Annotated in this window: 13 protein-coding genes and 1 pseudogene; 9 read left to right on the top strand and 5 right to left on the bottom strand. The window is 69.4% G+C overall.

Features of this window, described 5'->3' with window-relative positions:
• Positions 1 to 91 precede the first annotated feature (91 nt).
• Together NI2_RS22045 and NI2_RS22040 are read left to right on the top strand one after the other, a co-directional pair.
• Positions 92 to 895 (top strand): LLM class flavin-dependent oxidoreductase, encoded by an 804-nt coding sequence (locus tag NI2_RS22045; protein WP_067493594.1) that lies wholly within the window; start codon positions 92 to 94, stop codon positions 893 to 895.
• A gap of 95 nt (positions 896 to 990) precedes the next feature.
• On the top strand, positions 991 to 1,614 hold the full coding sequence (locus tag NI2_RS22040) for an alpha-ketoglutarate-dependent dioxygenase AlkB (protein WP_067493846.1): 624 nt from the start codon (positions 991 to 993) through the stop codon (positions 1,612 to 1,614).
• Positions 1,615 to 1,632: 18 nt separating this feature from the next.
• On the opposite strand, the gene NI2_RS22035 is transcribed toward NI2_RS22040, so the two are convergent.
• On the bottom strand, positions 1,633 to 2,211 hold the full coding sequence (locus tag NI2_RS22035) for a TetR/AcrR family transcriptional regulator (protein WP_067493592.1): 579 nt from the start codon (positions 2,209 to 2,211) through the stop codon (positions 1,633 to 1,635).
• A gap of 121 nt (positions 2,212 to 2,332) precedes the next feature.
• Between NI2_RS22035 and NI2_RS22030 the strand changes: the two genes are divergently transcribed.
• The 4 genes from NI2_RS22030 to NI2_RS22015 all read left to right on the top strand — a co-directional run bounded on the left by NI2_RS22030 (position 2,333) and on the right by NI2_RS22015 (position 8,803).
• Entirely contained in the window at positions 2,333 to 3,283 is a 951-nt protein-coding gene (locus NI2_RS22030; RefSeq protein ID WP_067493591.1) for a quinone oxidoreductase family protein, read from the top strand.
• Positions 3,284 to 3,414: 131 nt separating this feature from the next.
• Positions 3,415 to 5,388 (top strand): UvrD-helicase domain-containing protein, encoded by a 1,974-nt coding sequence (locus tag NI2_RS22025; protein ID WP_133733777.1) that lies wholly within the window; start codon positions 3,415 to 3,417, stop codon positions 5,386 to 5,388.
• A 61-nt stretch (positions 5,389 to 5,449) separates the two neighbouring features.
• Positions 5,450 to 6,634, top strand: coding sequence for a serpin family protein (locus tag NI2_RS22020; RefSeq protein ID WP_067493589.1), 1,185 nt, complete (start codon positions 5,450 to 5,452; stop codon positions 6,632 to 6,634).
• 108 nt (positions 6,635 to 6,742) lie between these two features.
• Complete coding sequence (locus tag NI2_RS22015) at positions 6,743 to 8,803, top strand: NERD domain-containing protein (protein ID WP_166655710.1); 2,061 nt, start codon at positions 6,743 to 6,745, stop codon at positions 8,801 to 8,803.
• 192 nt (positions 8,804 to 8,995) lie between these two features.
• On the opposite strand, the gene NI2_RS22010 is transcribed toward NI2_RS22015, so the two are convergent.
• From NI2_RS22010 to NI2_RS21995, 4 genes are read right to left on the bottom strand one after another with little or no spacing between them, the layout of a single operon-like run.
• Positions 8,996 to 9,259, bottom strand: coding sequence for a YciI family protein (locus tag NI2_RS22010; RefSeq protein WP_208115305.1), 264 nt, complete (start codon positions 9,257 to 9,259; stop codon positions 8,996 to 8,998).
• 2 nt (positions 9,260 to 9,261) lie between these two features.
• Positions 9,262 to 9,771 (bottom strand): transcription antitermination factor NusB, encoded by a 510-nt coding sequence (gene nusB, locus NI2_RS22005; RefSeq protein WP_067493587.1) that lies wholly within the window; start codon positions 9,769 to 9,771, stop codon positions 9,262 to 9,264.
• 2 nt (positions 9,772 to 9,773) lie between these two features.
• Positions 9,774 to 10,337, bottom strand: coding sequence for an elongation factor P (gene efp, locus NI2_RS22000; protein WP_067493585.1), 564 nt, complete (start codon positions 10,335 to 10,337; stop codon positions 9,774 to 9,776).
• Between the two features lie 50 nt (positions 10,338 to 10,387).
• Complete coding sequence (locus tag NI2_RS21995; protein WP_067493583.1) at positions 10,388 to 11,509, bottom strand: M24 family metallopeptidase; 1,122 nt, start codon at positions 11,507 to 11,509, stop codon at positions 10,388 to 10,390.
• A gap of 209 nt (positions 11,510 to 11,718) precedes the next feature.
• On the opposite strand from NI2_RS21995, the gene NI2_RS21990 reads away from it, so the two are divergent.
• The 3 genes and pseudogenes from NI2_RS21990 to NI2_RS34775 all read left to right on the top strand — a co-directional run.
• Complete coding sequence (locus NI2_RS21990; RefSeq protein WP_067493581.1) at positions 11,719 to 12,192, top strand: prepilin peptidase; 474 nt, start codon at positions 11,719 to 11,721, stop codon at positions 12,190 to 12,192.
• A gap of 150 nt (positions 12,193 to 12,342) precedes the next feature.
• The gene (aroC, locus tag NI2_RS21985) at positions 12,343 to 13,551 is read left to right on the top strand and encodes a chorismate synthase (protein ID WP_067493841.1); all 1,209 of its coding nucleotides are present in this window, start codon (positions 12,343 to 12,345) and stop codon (positions 13,549 to 13,551) included.
• A gap of 494 nt (positions 13,552 to 14,045) precedes the next feature.
• Positions 14,046 to 14,531: pseudogene (locus NI2_RS34775) on the top strand (shikimate kinase); the annotation flags it as partial.
• Positions 14,532 to 15,249 lie beyond the last annotated feature (718 nt).

The raw sequence follows: 15,249 nt of genomic DNA, 5'->3' as shown, positions 1-15,249 counted from the left end.
GTCGGACAGTCGCACGAGCGGGTCGGCGATGAATTTCGGGCGGGCTCGTCGTCGGAACATCTGTCAGATGTCGACAGAGAGGTGTTCGCCGATGGTCAGGAAGTTTCGGTTCGGGGTCGTCGCTCCGCTCAGGAGTGAGGCGCAGGTGTGGCGGGAGCGAGTTCGGCGGATCGCCGGGCTCGGGTATTCGACCCTGTTGGTGGCCGATTTCCCGCTCACGCAACCGGCACCGGCGCCCATGCTCGCCACCGCTGCCGCACTGACAGACCTGCGCGTTGGGACCTGGGTGTATGCCTCTCCCCTGCGCCCGCCGTGGATGACGGCCTGGGAAGCGCATTCGCTGTCGCTCCTGACGGACGGCCGGTTCGAGATGGGAATCGGCACCGGCCGCGGTGGCATCGAGGACGAGTTGCGGGACAAGGGCCTGCCGATCGTTCCGCCGGGTGAACGGCTGGTCCACATCCGGGAAACCGTCGACCGGCTGCGCGAACTCGACGGCCCGGACCGGCACACCCCGGTGGCGATGGCGGTGTACGGACCGAAGGCGCGGGCCCTGGCGGCCGAGATCGCCGACACGGTCACCTTCCCGCTCGACGATCGACCCCGGAACCAGGTCGAGCGGCTGACCCGCGAATTCCGCACCGGCAACGGCCCCGAGCTGGCCCTGGCCGTCCCGGTGATCGGCGACACCGTCGCCCCGCACATGGCCCACCCCGCGACCGATCCCGCCGCACTCCGCGCCGCCGACGCCCTGACCGTCCTCCCCGACGACCCCGCCGCCGCCATCGACGAAATCCAGCGCCGCCGCGAGGAAGCCGGCTTCTCCTACATCGTCGTCGGCGCCGACTTCGCCGAACGGTTCGCCCCGGTGGTCGCCGCACTCGCCGGGACTTAGAACCTCGCGGGAGTGCCGATCACCCGCACTAGCGTACGGAGTCCCGGTCGACCGGAATACGAACATACGTTCGAATGCGCGCTAGAATGGCGGTCATGTCGATGCCCCTGCAGGGTTCACTGTTCGACGGTGAAGCGATTGCGCTGGGTTCGCTGGACGCTCTCCGGCGAACCCAGCTCGACGCCACCGCCTGGGTCGATGTCGCGCCCGGATGGCTGAGCGGGGCGAGCGAGGTGTTCGATCGACTCGCCGAGCGGGTGCCCTGGCACGCCGAACGCAGGCCGATGTACGACCGGGTGGTCGACGTGCCGCGCCTGATCTCCTTCTTCGGCGAACACGATCCCCTGCCGGATCGGGTGCTGGCCGAGGCCCGCGACGCCCTCACCGAGCACTATCTGCCCGAACTGGGCGAACCCTTCCGGACCGCGGGGCTGTGCTTCTACCGCGACGGTCGCGACAGCGTCGCCTGGCACGGCGACACCATCGGCCGTGGCGCCACCCACGACACCATGGTGGCGATCGTCTCCGTCGGCGCCCCGCGCGCCCTGCTCCTACGGCCCCGAGGTGGCGGCGCCAGCGTCCGCTTCACCGCAGGTCACGGCGATCTGCTCGTCATGGGCGGCGCGTGTCAGCGCACCTGGGAACACGCCGTTCCCAAGACCGCACGTCCGGTCGGTCCACGCATCAGCATCCAGTTCCGCCCCCGCGGCGTCCGCTGAACCGCCGCCGACGGCTCGTCACCGGGGCGTGTTCAGCACCGAGCGGACCATGTCCTGAACGGCCGTCCGTAGCCGCGACACCTCCCCGGCCCTGGCCATCCGCTGGGCGAGGTCGCCACCGATCGACGAAAGCAGCAGCGCACCAACGGTTTCGGCGTCGAGATCAGGCCTGACCTCTCGGAGGAGCGCGCTGATGTGCTCGGCCCAGAACGCGTGGAACTCCTCGGTGCGCGGATGCGGCGGCATCGCGCGGTACGCGGCGATCAGCTCGACATGATCGGTCACCAGGCAGGTCATCGCATCGAAGAACGCGAGCAACCGATCGCCGGCGGGTGCGCCGGGTCCCAGCGGCGGCGGGCCGTCGAGCACTCGCGTCATGAGCTCGGTCGCCCCCTCCGCGATGAGTTCGTAGAGCAGGCCCGAGCGGCTGCCGAAGCGATGGAAGATGGTGCCCTTCCCGACCCCCGCCGCCGCCGCGACCCGGTCCATGGTCACCCCGGCGGCGCCGTGTTCGTCGAGCAGCGCCATGGTCGCCTCGAGAATTGCCCGCCGGTTGCGCGCGGCATCGGCTCGTTCGACCCGACGGCCCTCGCCCATCGCACTCATTTCCTCGGCACATGCCGATCCGTTGACAAAGTTGACCGACGGTCCATATCGTCTCTCACCGAGAGAACTGGACCGTCAGTCAACTTATGGAGTTCCGTTGCAAGCAATCGTAATGACCACCGCCGGCGCGCCCGAAGTCCTGGTCGTCGAGGAAGTCGACACCCCACGACCAGCGGCGGGTGAGGTGCTCGTCCGGATCGAAGCCATCCCGGTGCTCTACCCGGAGACCCTGATGCGGTCGGGAGCCTTCCCGTTTCCCGCGCGACTTCCCGCGGTGTTCGGGTTCCAAGCAGCGGGCACCGTGGTCGAGGTCGGCGCCGACGTAGATCAAGGGCTTGTCGGCTCACGGGTCGTCGTGTCCACACCCGGATTCGGGTCGTATGCCGAATATGTCGCGGTGTCGGCGGGGTCGGTCGATGCCGTCCCGGCCGGTCTCGAACTGGACGCCGCCGCGGCGATCCTGATGGCCGGTTCGGTGGCGACCGCGCTGTTCGACACCGCGGCGCCCAGCGCAGGGGAGACCGTGCTCGTCGAGGCAGCGGCGACCGGAGTGGGTGCGAGCCTCACCCGATTGTGCGCCGCGGCGGGACTGCGGGTGATCGCCACCGCGGGCGGCCCCGCGAAAGCCGAACTGGCCCGCGCCAACGGTGCGCACGAGGTCGTCGACCACAACGCACCGGACTGGGCGCGGCGACTACCGGCACTGCTCGGCGACGACACCCTGGGCGTCGTCTTCGATTCGATCGGCGGCGACTCGCTGACACCGGTGCTCGACCTCGTCACCCCGCTGCGCGGCCGAATCCTCAGCTACGGGTGGCTCGCCGGAGCCCCGGCGCAGGTCACGGCCGCGGAGCTGATACTGCGTGGGCTCACGCTCACCGGGTGCGCGGGTCCGGCGTGGTTGGGCACGGTAGCCGCAAAGGGCGCGGCGGCGCTGGACGCCGCGGCGCAGGGGCGGCTGGTTCCGGTGGTGGACGCGGTACTCCCGATGACCGACGCCGCGAAGGCGCATCGGATGCTCGAGGATCGTGTCGCGATGGGCAGTGTGTTGTTGCGTCCGTGAATCAGCGGTCGCCAATCCGACCGGTCGGGTGTGGGTCCACGGTCACCTCTTGATCCGAAATACGTTCTGTTGCTTGGGTATCGGACGATACTGGAGGGGCGTTGGAGTGCGCGGAACAGTGGGGTGGCGTGATGGTTTCCAGTAATGATCATGAGGTTCTGCGGGTGCGGGCCGAGGAGGCGCTGGCCGAGACCGTCGAGGAAATGCCGGGGCGGTCGCGTGGCGTCTACACGTCGGTACTGCTGGCGGGACGGCACAGGTGGCGGCTGCTGCTGCATCGTCGGCAGCCCGCGCCCGCGGGGCGGTGTGATGCGGTGATCGTCGGGCCCGGTGGGGTTTTCGCGGTCAACGTGGTGGACGAGCTGCCCGGTGAGGCGCAGATCCGGCGGTTGCGCGCACAAGCCGAACAGATGTTCACCGGTGTGAAGATCGGGCCGAACGGCAACGAATTCGTGCGCGAGACCGTCGAATTGGTGTTCGTACTGCCACCGGGCAGGCACACCGGCGCGGACGGACGGTTCGTGGTGTGCACCGATGCCACGGTTCGGTCGTTGCTGAGTCGCAAGCCCGTGATGCCCGCCCGGCTGGCCGGTGCGCTCGCCGAACACACCGCGCGACGCAACTCCGATTACCGGGCGGTCCCCCGCGTGGAACCGGAGCAGGCACCCGCCGAGTCCGACGGCCTGCTCGACGTGGAGTCGCTGCGCACCGACCATCTGACCGGTGCGCTGCGTAAACCGTTCCCGACCTGGCTGTCGTTCCTCGATCCCGCTCAGCTCGCCCTGGTGACCCGCAACCACAACGGGCCTGCCCGCATCGTCGGCCCGGCCGGATCGGGCAAAACAGTGCTGGCGCTGCACCGGATGGCGCACCGGGCGCGCCGCAGCACGGGACCGCTGCTGTTCACCACACTGGTGAAGAACCTGCCGCCGTGCCAGGAATCCGCGTTCGCCCGCCTGCTGCCGACGGTGGGTCGCGCGGAATTCACCAACTTGCACTCCTGGGCGCAGGACTTCCTCGCCGAACGCGGTATCCACCGCAAGATGGAACTGCGCCGCACCGAGACCGCGTTCAATCGCGCGTGGGCCAAGGTCGGCCGCTCGAGCCCGCTCACGAACGCGGCCCCAGATCCCCGTTACTGGCGCGAGGAGATCGATCGGGTGATCAAAGGCCGTGGCCTGCCACCCACCGAGGCGGGTTTCGACGCATACGACGGGCTGGACCGCCGGGGCAGGCGCGTCGCGTTGCGCACCAGCCAGCGCGTACACGTGTGGAATCTGTACGTGGAATACGAGCGGATCCGCACCGAACGCCAGTGCTACGACGGCAACGACGTCATCACCGCCGCACTCGACGAACTGCGCACCAACCCGCTGCCGCGACCGTACGCGATGGTCGTTGTCGACGAAATGCAGGACATGACCCTGCAGGGAGTGCGTTTGGTGCACGCGCTCACCGGCGACGAACCGAATTCGCTGCTGTTCGTCGGCGACCGCCAGCAGCAGATCTACGCGGGCGGTTGGCGTTTCATCGATGCCGACATCAATATCGTCGGTCGCAGCGAGAAGCTCACCAAGAACTACCGCAACCGGCACGCGATCCTGAAACTGGCCGCGAGCCTGGACGGCGCCTGCCCGGTCGACGATATCGACACCCCGGACCGGCACAGCCTCGACCTCACCGATGCCGCCCTGCCCGACGGATACGCCGAACAGATCACCTGCACCAGCGCCGAACTGCCCGACCACCTGCGGCGCCAGCTCGATCGCATTGTCGCCGAGGGGATCTCGCTGTCGGACACCGCCGTCATCACGATCACCAACGCCGAGGCCGACGCCGTCCTGCGCACGCTGCGCGAATGGGGCATCGCGGCACAGGAGCTCGTCGACTACCGCTGCGCCGATACCGACAGCGGCGTCAAGGTGGGCACCGTGTACCGGGCGAAGGGCTTGGACTTCCGTGCGGTGATCCACCCGTTCACCCAACCCACCCCACCACCGCGCACCGATGCCGAGCAGGAACGCTACGACCTGCTGATGCGTCAACAGTTCGTCGCGGTGACCCGGGCCAGGGACTATGTCTGGCTGGGGATCGTGCGCGACTGATCGGCTGTGCCGCCGTGGGAAGACGGCGAGATGTCGGTGGTTGGTCGTAAGATCGGCGCCCATGGGGAGTTTGCTGATGCCACACGTCCGCTCGGCCAACGAGCTCACGGCGCGGTGGTGCACCACCTTCGGGGGCGCGAACACGGCGGTGTCGGCGGCCGGGCTGTGGCCGTTGCTCGCCGTACTCGCGGGTGCGGCGCAGGGACCGACCAGGACCGAATTGGCCGCTGCCCTGGGGATTCCGCCCGACGAGGCGCATGCGGCCGGGCTGGCGATGCTGAAATCACTCGACGATTCCCGGGAGGTGTCGACGGCGATCGGCGCATGGGCGAAGGCGGGTCTGCCTGTGCGCCCGGAGTGGATCGCGAGTATGCCGGCCGGAACTGTGGGCGAACTGGGTGATCCTGCGGCACTGGATGCTTGGGCGCGGGAGCAGACCGGCGGGTTGATCGGGAAATTTCCGGTGCCGATCTCGCCTTCGACCGTATTCGCGCTGGCCACAGCCCTGTTGGCGCGGACCAAATGGGTCACACCGTTCGACGAGATTCTGTGGACGCCCGCAACCGGTCCCTGGCAGGGGCATCGCGGCACCGGGCTGTACCGGAGCAGCTATCCCGACGGCAGTGTGTCCGTTCTCGGTTCGGACGTCACCAGGGTGATCGTCGCCGGTCGTGGCGAGCTGGACGTTCATCTCCTGATCGGCGCCGACCCTCGCCATGCCGTGGAGGCGGGTATCGCGGCACTCGACGGATCCCTGCCCGCGACGTCGGACCTCCCGGTGGGAACGACCGGCCCCTGTCTGACCGTCGAACGGCGTGAGACCGTCGACGGCGACTCTGTTGTCCTGACGCTCCCGCCCTTCGACATCGCCGCACACCACGATCTCCTCGACCACGCCGCGCTGTTCGGCCTCTGCGCCGCGCGTGACTCTTCGCGAGGGCATTTCCCGGGCATCAGCTCGTTCCCGCTCGCCGTCGAAGCCGCGGCGCAGAATGTGATCGCGCGGTTCGACGCCGCGGGTTTCGAGGCGGCCGCGGTGACCGCGGTCGCCGTGAGCCTCGGCGGCCTTCCGCAATGGAACTGGGCGACGATCACTTCGGTGAACATCGATCGGCCTTTCGGATTCCTCGCCGTCGACCGGCCGACCGGGTTGGTGCTCGTCGCGGGCCAGGTCACCACACCCCCACTCATCTGGGAACGTCCGGCGGGCGACGACCCACGGCCACCCGGAAGCGCGCCGTGGTGAAATGGGTAATCATTCTTACCGAACACGTTGCTCGGCAACAGGATTCGGAACGGCACGGGGAGGCCGTATTCTGGTAGGGGTCCGCAGTCGGGTGCTCAGGGGGTCGTGGTGATCGTCGTTGTCGCGGACGAGACCGAACTCGAAGGCGCGGAACAGATCGTCGGTGCGGCGATCCGCGACGAGGCATTCCGGGCCGGTGGCGTCGCGGTCTTCCGTTGCCATGTGCCGGAGAACCGGGGCGGGTCGGTCGAGGTCGACGCGCTGGTATGCACCCCGCAGACCGTGACCATCCTGGAGGTCAAGGGTTTCACCACCCGCCAGGAAGGCACCCTCGCCACCCCACCGAACGGACCGTGGACCATCGACGGCGCCCCGGCGGCGCTGTATCACGCCGCGCGCGTGCCGAACCCGTTCGTGCAGGTGCGCAGGCAGGTGTTCGCGGCGAAAAGCCTGCTGCAGCAGTCCGGGATCTTCGGCTGGGTGAACGCGGTCATCGCACTGGTCCCCCAGCCGGGCGCCCAGATGACCATCGAAGAGACACGCATCGCCGACGGGTACCGCGCGGTGATCGTCGACCGCGACGACTTCACCGCGTTGCACGACTATTTCGAAGCCGAGATCGGGCGAACCGTTCGGCTCAGCGTCGAGGACGTCGCGCGGGTGTTCACGGCCCTCAATCTCGGCCACCTGCTGCCCTCGACCGACGACCTGACGGCGCAGGGGTTCCCGGACGAACTCGAAGCGGCAGCCACCAGCAAGCCCGCGGCGCCCGCGTCACCGGCGGAGCTCGGTCCAATGTCCGGTTCGGCGGCAACGCATTCCGAGGACGAGAAGGTCGAGGCGACTCGTCATGATCCGGTGGTGGCGGGTCAGTCGCCTACGCCCGCGTTCTTGGCGGCGATCGACCGGCTGGCGAACCGGCCGCATCGGTCGGCGCCCGCATCGACCTCCGCTGCGACCGGGACCACCCCTGCCGAACAGGAATCGGCACCGGTTGGTGCGGGGCCGCCCGATGACGTGGTGACGAGCACTCAGGTTCCGAATCCGGCTGAGGTATCGGCTGATCCGGTGTCCCCGGACCACACCACGGCACGCTCCAGTGCACCGCCGCTTCGCGGCGACACCGAAGATCCGGCTGACGGGCGGTGGGATGACGATCTCGACGTTCGCGATTCCGGCCACGTCATCTCGCTGAGCAAGAGCGACAGCGGTGCACCGGAGCGCCTTCCTCCCGCGCCCGAGCCGATGCAGGATTCGAGCACGGCCGCGGAACCTGATGAGCGACACGATGATCCCCGCACAGCCGATTCCCGGACGCCGCGCGGCGAACGCTGGTCGACCGGTGCGGCTGCCGCTTCTTGGAGCACCCCGTCGAGCACCGATACGCACTCGTCGAATTCGGGCAACTGGACCGATTGGGTCGGCCACGAGCAACCCGCGCGGCGTCCGTCGCTGCGCCGGCGCTGGCGCGACTTCCGGCGCACCGGATCGCTCCAGCGGACCGGGCCGAGCGGACCGTCACTGCGTGAGCGCTGGCAGAACCGCCCTGTCCGCGAGCGTGCGGAGCGCGGCAGGAGTCTGCCGAAGATCGGTGCGGGGCTCGGCTTGATCCTGTTCATCTTCTTGTTCGGGGCCGCGTTCTTCGCCATCACGGCGGTGCAGGCGAGCCGGTTCGAGATGTCGGACTACGACCGCATGTGCGGGCCGGACAAGAAACCGTTCCCGAACGCCGCCCCCTACCAGCGTGGCGATGTGGCGCCGATCTATCTCTCCGGCCATCTCACGAGCATGGTCCGACCGGAGGACTCGAGCGCGTGGCGCCCGACCGACCCGTCATCGGTGCAGCTCATCGCCTGCATGAAGCAGCTGGAACTGCGCGACCTCGTCCAGACCTGCCAGTACGCGCCCTCGCCCGGCGCACCGGTGGGCCGCACGGTCAACCTGTTCCGCGCCACCTACGAGGTGACCGTCTACGAGCTGCGCACCGGACGCGAAGTCGCCAAGGCGACCATGCTCGGCGAGCGCTACTCCACCGACCCGGCCAACACCGACCCCGACCGCTGCCGCGCGGCGGGCGACGCACCCGACTACCTGGGCAGGCGTCTCGGTCAACCGTCGGGCGCACAGATCGAAAGCTTCCTGGCACCCCTCGTCCACGCCCGCCGCTGACCCTCTTGACCTCGAGCCCACTCGAGGTTGCAGGATCATCGGGTGCCCACGCACACCCGACACCGCGCTACCCGGCGCGGCCGCGCCTCCGCCGGTTTCCTCGTACACCCACCGGCGGAGGCCGTCGGACCACGGCCCGAACAGCGAACAGCCGCACGCTCGATCGAGCGCGCGGCTGTCGGCGGAACGGGATCACGCGGAGACGGTGATCGTCCATTCGTGAATGGTCAGTTCCGAAGCACCCATGGTGTGCAGTGGATCGGAGTGCACGAGTGCGGTTGCGGCGTCGAGGTTTTCGGCCAGCACCACATAGGCGCCGCCGGTGCCGTCGCTGAATCCGCCGCTCTCCTGCAGCCGGCCTTTCGCGAGCAGGTCACGCAGGAATTCGCGGTGCGGCTCGATGACCGAGGCATCGAACCCGGGCGTGCGCCGGGCCATCACCAGGTACTTGGCCACGCTCAGGCCTCCGGTTCCTGCCGAGGTACCCGTGTCGCGGCCGCGGCGGCCCGCACCTGCGGCGCCACCTGCACGACCTGCCCGAGCACACCGTTCACGAACGACGGGGAATCGTCGGTGGACAGCTCCTTGGCCAGCTCCACGGCCTCGTCGACCGCGACGACCGGGGGCACGTCGGTGGCGTGGAACAGCTCCCACACCGCGATCCGCAGGATGGCCCGGTCCACGGCGGGCAGCCGCGTCAGGGTCCAGTCCTGCAGGTAGGACTCGATGGTGCCGTCCACCCGGTCGAGGTCGTCGGCGACGCCTTCGACGAGGGTGTTGGTGTACGGGTGCACAGGGGCCACGCTCTGATCGCGGGTCGCGAGCTCGGCCCGCTCGGCCAGCAGATCGGAGACGTCGACGTCACGCGCCTCCGCCTCGAACAGCATGTCCACGGCACGGCGACGCGCCTTGTGGCGCGCACCGAGCTTCTTGTACGAGCCCTTCTTGTCTGCCGGGGAGTCCGCCACGATCAGGCGTTGACGCGGCCGAGGTAGCTGCCGTCGCGCGAGTCGATTTTCAGCTTGTCACCGGTGTTGATGAACAGCGGGACCTGCACCTCGGCACCGGTTTCCAGGGTGGCGGGCTTGGTGCCGCCGGTGGAGCGGTCGCCCTGCAGACCGATGTCGGTGTGCTGCACCAGCAGCTCGATGGTCACCGGGAGCTCCACGAACAGCGGCGCGTCCTCGTGCACGGCGACCTGCACGCCCATGTTCTCCAGCAGGAAGCGCGCACCCTGGCCGATGGTGGCCTCCGGGATGGAGATCTGGTCGTAGGTCTCGCCGTCCATGAAGATGTAGTCGGAGCCGTCGTGGTACAGGTAGGTCATGTCGCGACGGTCGACCGTGGCGGTCTCGACCTTGACACCCGCGTTGAAGGTCTTGTCGACGACCTTGCCGGACACGACGTTCTTCAGCTTGGTCCGCACGAAGGCGGGGCCCTTACCCGGCTTCACGTGCTGGAATTCGACGATCTGCTGAAGCTGACCGTCGATCTTCAGCACAAGGCCGTTCTTGAAGTCGCTGGTGTCCGCCACTGTCTTCGGATCTCCTCGTTCGTTACTGCGTGTCTCTGGGGGCGCCGTCGTCACTCGACGACGGTCAGGTTCTTGCTGGTGAGGGTGAGCAGTTCCGGGCCCCCTTCGCGCACCACGAGCGTGTCCTCGATCCGGACCCCGCCGCGGCCGGGAAGGTACACACCTGGTTCGACGGTCACCGCCACGCCTGCCAGAAGTGTACCGGTACTCGTTTTGGCAACTCCGGGCGCTTCGTGGATCTGCAGCCCGACGCCGTGTCCGAGGCCGTGTACGAACTGCGCGCCGTAGCCCGCGTCCTCGATGACCACGCGGGCGGCGGCATCGACCTCGGCGGTCTTGGCACCGGGTTTGAGCGCTTCCCGTCCCGCCTGCTGGGAGCGGGCGACCAGCTCGTAGATCTCGCGCTGCCAGCCGGCGGGTTCACCGAGGACGAGCGTGCGCGTCATGTCGGAGTGGTAGCCGTCGACGACCGCGCCGAAGTCGAGCTTCACGAAGTCACCCGTGGCCAGGACCGCGCCTGTGGGCCGGTGGTGCGGCACGGCCGAATTGACGCCCGCGGCCACGATTGTCTCGAACGAGACGGCCTCGGCGCCGTGCTCGAACATGGCCCATTCGAGGTCGCGCGCCACCTGGCGCTCGGTGCGCCCGGGCCGCAGCAGGCCACGCTCGAGCAGGGACGCCAGCCCGGCGTCGGCGGCGGCGCACGCGGCCCGCAACTGCTCGACCTCGTAGTCGTCCTTGACCATGCGCAGCTGCTCGACCAGGCCGGAGGTCGGCACGAGCTGTAGACCGGTGCGCAGCTCCCCGTAGGACTCGTGCTCGGCGACGGTGACCACGTGGCTTTCGAAGCCGACACGGCCGAGTTGCCACTCGCCTGCCAGCTCGAGGATGCGCCGGGCGGTGGCGCGCGAGATCTCGGCACGGAGATCCGGGGTCTGCTCGGCCACCTGGGCGGCGTAGCGGCCGTCGGTGCCGATGACGGTGCGGTCCTCGGCGCCGCGCATGTCCCACGAGTGCACGAGCAGGACGGCGTTGGAGCCGGTGAAGCCGGTGAGATAGCGGATATTGACCAGATCGGTCACGAGCAGCGCGTCGACGCCGTTCTCCACCAGCAGGCTCCGCAGGGCGCCGCGCCGTGCCGCGTGGTCGGGACCCGTGTAGTCAGCACACATGAGTCAACGCTACCGCCGAACCACGGACACGTGGGCATCGAGTGCGCCATCTTCGGTTCCGGGCGTGGCACCGGCTTTTCCCGCGCCGACCTCGGCGGAGTGCATGTGCGACAGCAGTTCTGGAGATCGGGCTGTCCACATGTGCGAAAGTTGTCCACATTCGGCGGAGAGATATCGATCGCCGCCGCTCGGGCCAGCACGATCGACACATGACTACTGCCGCGTTCTGCCTGCTCATCGCCTGGTGTCTGCTCCTCGGCGTGATCGATGTCCATGCCCGCCGCCTGCCCAACGCGCTCACCGGCGCTGGTGCGGTCGCCGTCTTCGGGTTCGCCTGGTACACCGGGCAATTGACCACGGCACTGATCGGTGCCGCCCTGCTGACCATGCCCTACCTGGTGACCCATCTGATCGCGCCCGCCGCGCTCGGCGCCGGTGATGTGAAGCTGGCGGTCGCACTGGGCGCCGCGGCCGCGCTGGCGGGCCCACCCGCGTGGACGTGGGCGGCCGTCGCGGCGCCACTGCTCACCGCGGTGGCGGCGGCTGTTGTGCTGGGTAGGCACTGGTTGCGGTCGGTATCGGGATGCGCCGTGGAGAACGCGCGGCAGGTGACTACACGCAGGGTGGTACCTCACGGTCCGGCGATGTGCCTGGCCACGGTGACGGCGATGGCGTTGGCATGACAGCGACCCCGACGCGCCGAATCGCGACACCGTCCGCACCCGCCGGCACGACGGTCCGGTGGGCGTGCGAGCAGGCACACCGCCGACGTGCCGCTCGTCACTGCGGACCACGTGCCCGACCGCGGGCGCCGACATGGGAAGATGGTCGGCGTGTTGCGCTGGATAACTGCCGGAGAATCCCATGGTCCCGCTCTCGTCGCCCTCCTGGAAGGGATGGTCGCCGGAGTCGAGGTGACATCGGACGATGTCTCCGCACAGCTCGCGCGCCGTCGGCTCGGCTACGGGCGCGGCGCCCGGATGAAGTTCGAGGCCGACAAGGTCACCCTGGTCGGTGGCGTGCGCCACGGGCGGACCATGGGTGGTCCGGTCGCGATCGAGGTCGCCAATTCCGAGTGGCCCAAGTGGACCGAGGTGATGTCGGCCGATCCCGTCGACGCGGCGGCGCTGGAAGGCATGGCGCGCAACGCTCCCCTCACCCGTCCACGCCCCGGACACGCCGACTACTCCGGCATGCTGAAGTACGGCTTCGACGACGCGCGGCCGGTGCTCGAGCGGGCCAGCGCCCGGGAGACCGCCGCTCGCGTGGCGGCGGGCACCGTTGCCCGTAACTTCCTGCGCCAGGCCTTCGGCGTCGAGGTGATCTCGCACGTCGTGTCGATCGGTGCCGCCGCGAATACCACCGGCGTCGTGCCCGGCCCCCAGGATCTCGATGCCGTCGACGCCAGCCCGGTGCGCGCGTTCGACGCCGACGCCGAGGCGGCGATGATCGCCGAGATCGAGGCGGCCAAGAAGGACGGCGACACCCTCGGTGGGGTCGTCGAGGTGATCGTCGACGGGCTGCCCATCGGACTCGGCTCGTTCACCAGTGGGGAGCAGCGGCTCGACTCGCGACTCGCCGCCGCGCTCATGGGTATTCAGGCGATCAAGGGTGTCGAGGTCGGCGACGGTTTCGAGACCGCGCGCCGGCGCGGCAGCCAGGCCCACGACGAGATGCGTCCCGGTCCCGACGGTGTGCTGCGTTCGACCAACCGCGCGGGCGGTCTGGAAGGCGGCATGACCAACGGTGAGGCGCTGCGCGTGCGTGCGGCGATGAAGCCGATCTCGACGGTGCCGCGGGCGCTGTCGACCGTCGACATGTCCACCGGTGAGGAAGCTGTCGCCATCCACCAGCGCTCCGATGTGTGCGCGGTGCCCGCCGCCGCCGTCGTCGCCGAATCGATGGTGGCGCTGGTCGTGGCGCAGGCCGCGCTGGAGAAGTTCGGTGGCGATTCACTGGCCGAGACCGTCGACAACATCACCAGCTACATCAAGCGGATCAGCAGCCGTCCCCACGTGCCCGCGGACAGCCGCACGTCGTGACCACGCCGGGCCAGGAGGGGACCGCGCGCCACACCGACGCGGGCCCCTCATCGACGACCGTCGCACCCGGCACGGAGACCAGCGACGACAACCCGATCACGACCCCCACCGCAGCAGGCGGGGACGACCCGACCACAGCAGACGCCGGGGACGCGACCCTGACCACGCCTCCCACTGCGGACACCGAGGCCGACCACGCCACGGCTTTCGCCGCAGCGGCAGAGGACGACAATCCGGCCACGGCACCCGGCCACGGTGCAGGGACGGGGGACGCCGACTCGACCACGGCAGCCGATCCGGAGGCGGGGGACGACGCCTTGGCCCTTACCCCCAGCGCGAAGGCCGGGGGGAACACTGCGCATACTGCCGCGGGTACGCCCTCCGGTGGCGAAAACGCGCCCGCAGCAGCGGGTGCGGACACGGTTGGCGACAATGTGCGCACGGCACCGAGTGCGGAGGACGGCGGCGAGGACGGGGTCGTCGCGCGTGCTCGGGTGGTGTTGGTCGGGCCGCCCGGTTCGGGGAAGTCGACGATCGGTCGCAAGCTGGCCAGGGAACTGGGTGTCGAGCTGTTCGACACCGATGCGGGGATCGAGGCGGAGACCGGGCGGAGCATTCCCGAGATCTTCGCCGAAGACGGTGAGCCGGAGTTCCGCCGTATCGAGGAGCAGGTGGTGCGGCGGGCCGTGCTCGAGCACGAGGGCGTGGTGTCGCTCGGCGGCGGGTCGGTGCTGTCGGCGCGCACGCGCGAGGTGCTACGCGGTGCCACCGTGGTGTACCTGGAAATCAGTGTGGGCGAAGGACTTCGGCGCACCGGGTCGAGCAATGCCCGTCCCCTGCTGAACGGTGCCGACCCCGTCGCGAAGTACCGCGAGCTGATGAAGCAGCGCCGCCCTCTCTACCGAGAAGTGGCCACGGTGCGCGTGCGCACCGACGGTCGCAGCCCTGGCCGGGTGGTGCGGATGATCTTGGCACGGTTGGGACTCGAATCGGTGCGAACCGACATCGTGCGTACCGCCGACACCACGAAGCCCGCTCCCCCTTCACCTTCCACACGGGGCTCCGGCAGCAATCGTTCCAAAGCGCGCAGACGGTCCCGCGCGAGGGCAGCAGCCGCCCGGCGCGGCGAGATCGTTCCCGCACCCACAGCCCAGGCCGACAACGACGGAAGCACTTCCGCCGCAGCACGACCCGCGCCGGGCCGATCCGCCTCCGGTGAAACCCCGCCCGGTGAGGGCAGACGCTCGCGCCGCAACCGCTTGCGCCGCCGCGGCAGCCGGTCCCGTGCCGGCAGCGCGACCGACTCCACCCGGACCGGCGAGCCGACCGCCGACGCGGCCTCACCTGCCGTCGAAGCACGCGCCGAAACTCCGGCCGGACCCGCCGAAAACGCCAGGACCACGCGCCCGAACCGACGCGGCCGCAAGTCCCAGCCGAGCACCCGTTCCGGCACCGCCCAAGGCTCTCCTGCCGACAGCGCCGACGACTCCCCGACGGCCACCGGTCGCAGATCCGGCGGCACGGAATCGTCCGGTAACCGCAGCAGACGTGGCACCCGAGGTAGGCGTAGCGGCGCGAAACAAGCAGCGGGTGGACGTCGGAGTTCGGCGACCGATCCCGGTGCCGAAACACCCGCAGGCCCGACCGACCAGCGTGGGACTCAGCAGCCCGCTGATCGAGGGCCAGGGGAACCGGCGC

The organism is Nocardia ignorata NBRC 108230 (genome assembly GCF_001612905.1).
Classification (GTDB): Bacteria; Actinomycetota; Actinomycetes; order Mycobacteriales; family Mycobacteriaceae; genus Nocardia; species Nocardia ignorata.
This window is presented reverse-complemented; position numbering and strand designations above follow the sequence as displayed.

Bases quoted from the DNA above. Each gene is read 5' to 3' on its own strand.
- NI2_RS22030 (WP_067493591.1), top strand. From the start codon at position 2,333: ATGACCACCGCCGGCGCGCCCGAAGTCCTGGTCGTCGAGGAAGTCGAC.
- NI2_RS22025 (WP_133733777.1), top strand. From the start codon at position 3,415: ATGGTTTCCAGTAATGATCATGAGGTTCTGCGGGTGCGGGCCGAGGAG.
- NI2_RS22040 (WP_067493846.1), top strand. From the start codon at position 991: ATGTCGATGCCCCTGCAGGGTTCACTGTTCGACGGTGAAGCGATTGCG.
- NI2_RS21990 (WP_067493581.1), top strand. From the start codon at position 11,719: ATGACTACTGCCGCGTTCTGCCTGCTCATCGCCTGGTGTCTGCTCCTC.
- NI2_RS22045 (WP_067493594.1), top strand. From the start codon at position 92: ATGGTCAGGAAGTTTCGGTTCGGGGTCGTCGCTCCGCTCAGGAGTGAG.
- NI2_RS22020 (WP_067493589.1), top strand. From the start codon at position 5,450: ATGGGGAGTTTGCTGATGCCACACGTCCGCTCGGCCAACGAGCTCACG.
- NI2_RS21995 (WP_067493583.1), bottom strand. From the start codon at position 11,509: ATGTGTGCTGACTACACGGGTCCCGACCACGCGGCACGGCGCGGCGCC.
- NI2_RS22035 (WP_067493592.1), bottom strand. From the start codon at position 2,211: ATGGGCGAGGGCCGTCGGGTCGAACGAGCCGATGCCGCGCGCAACCGG.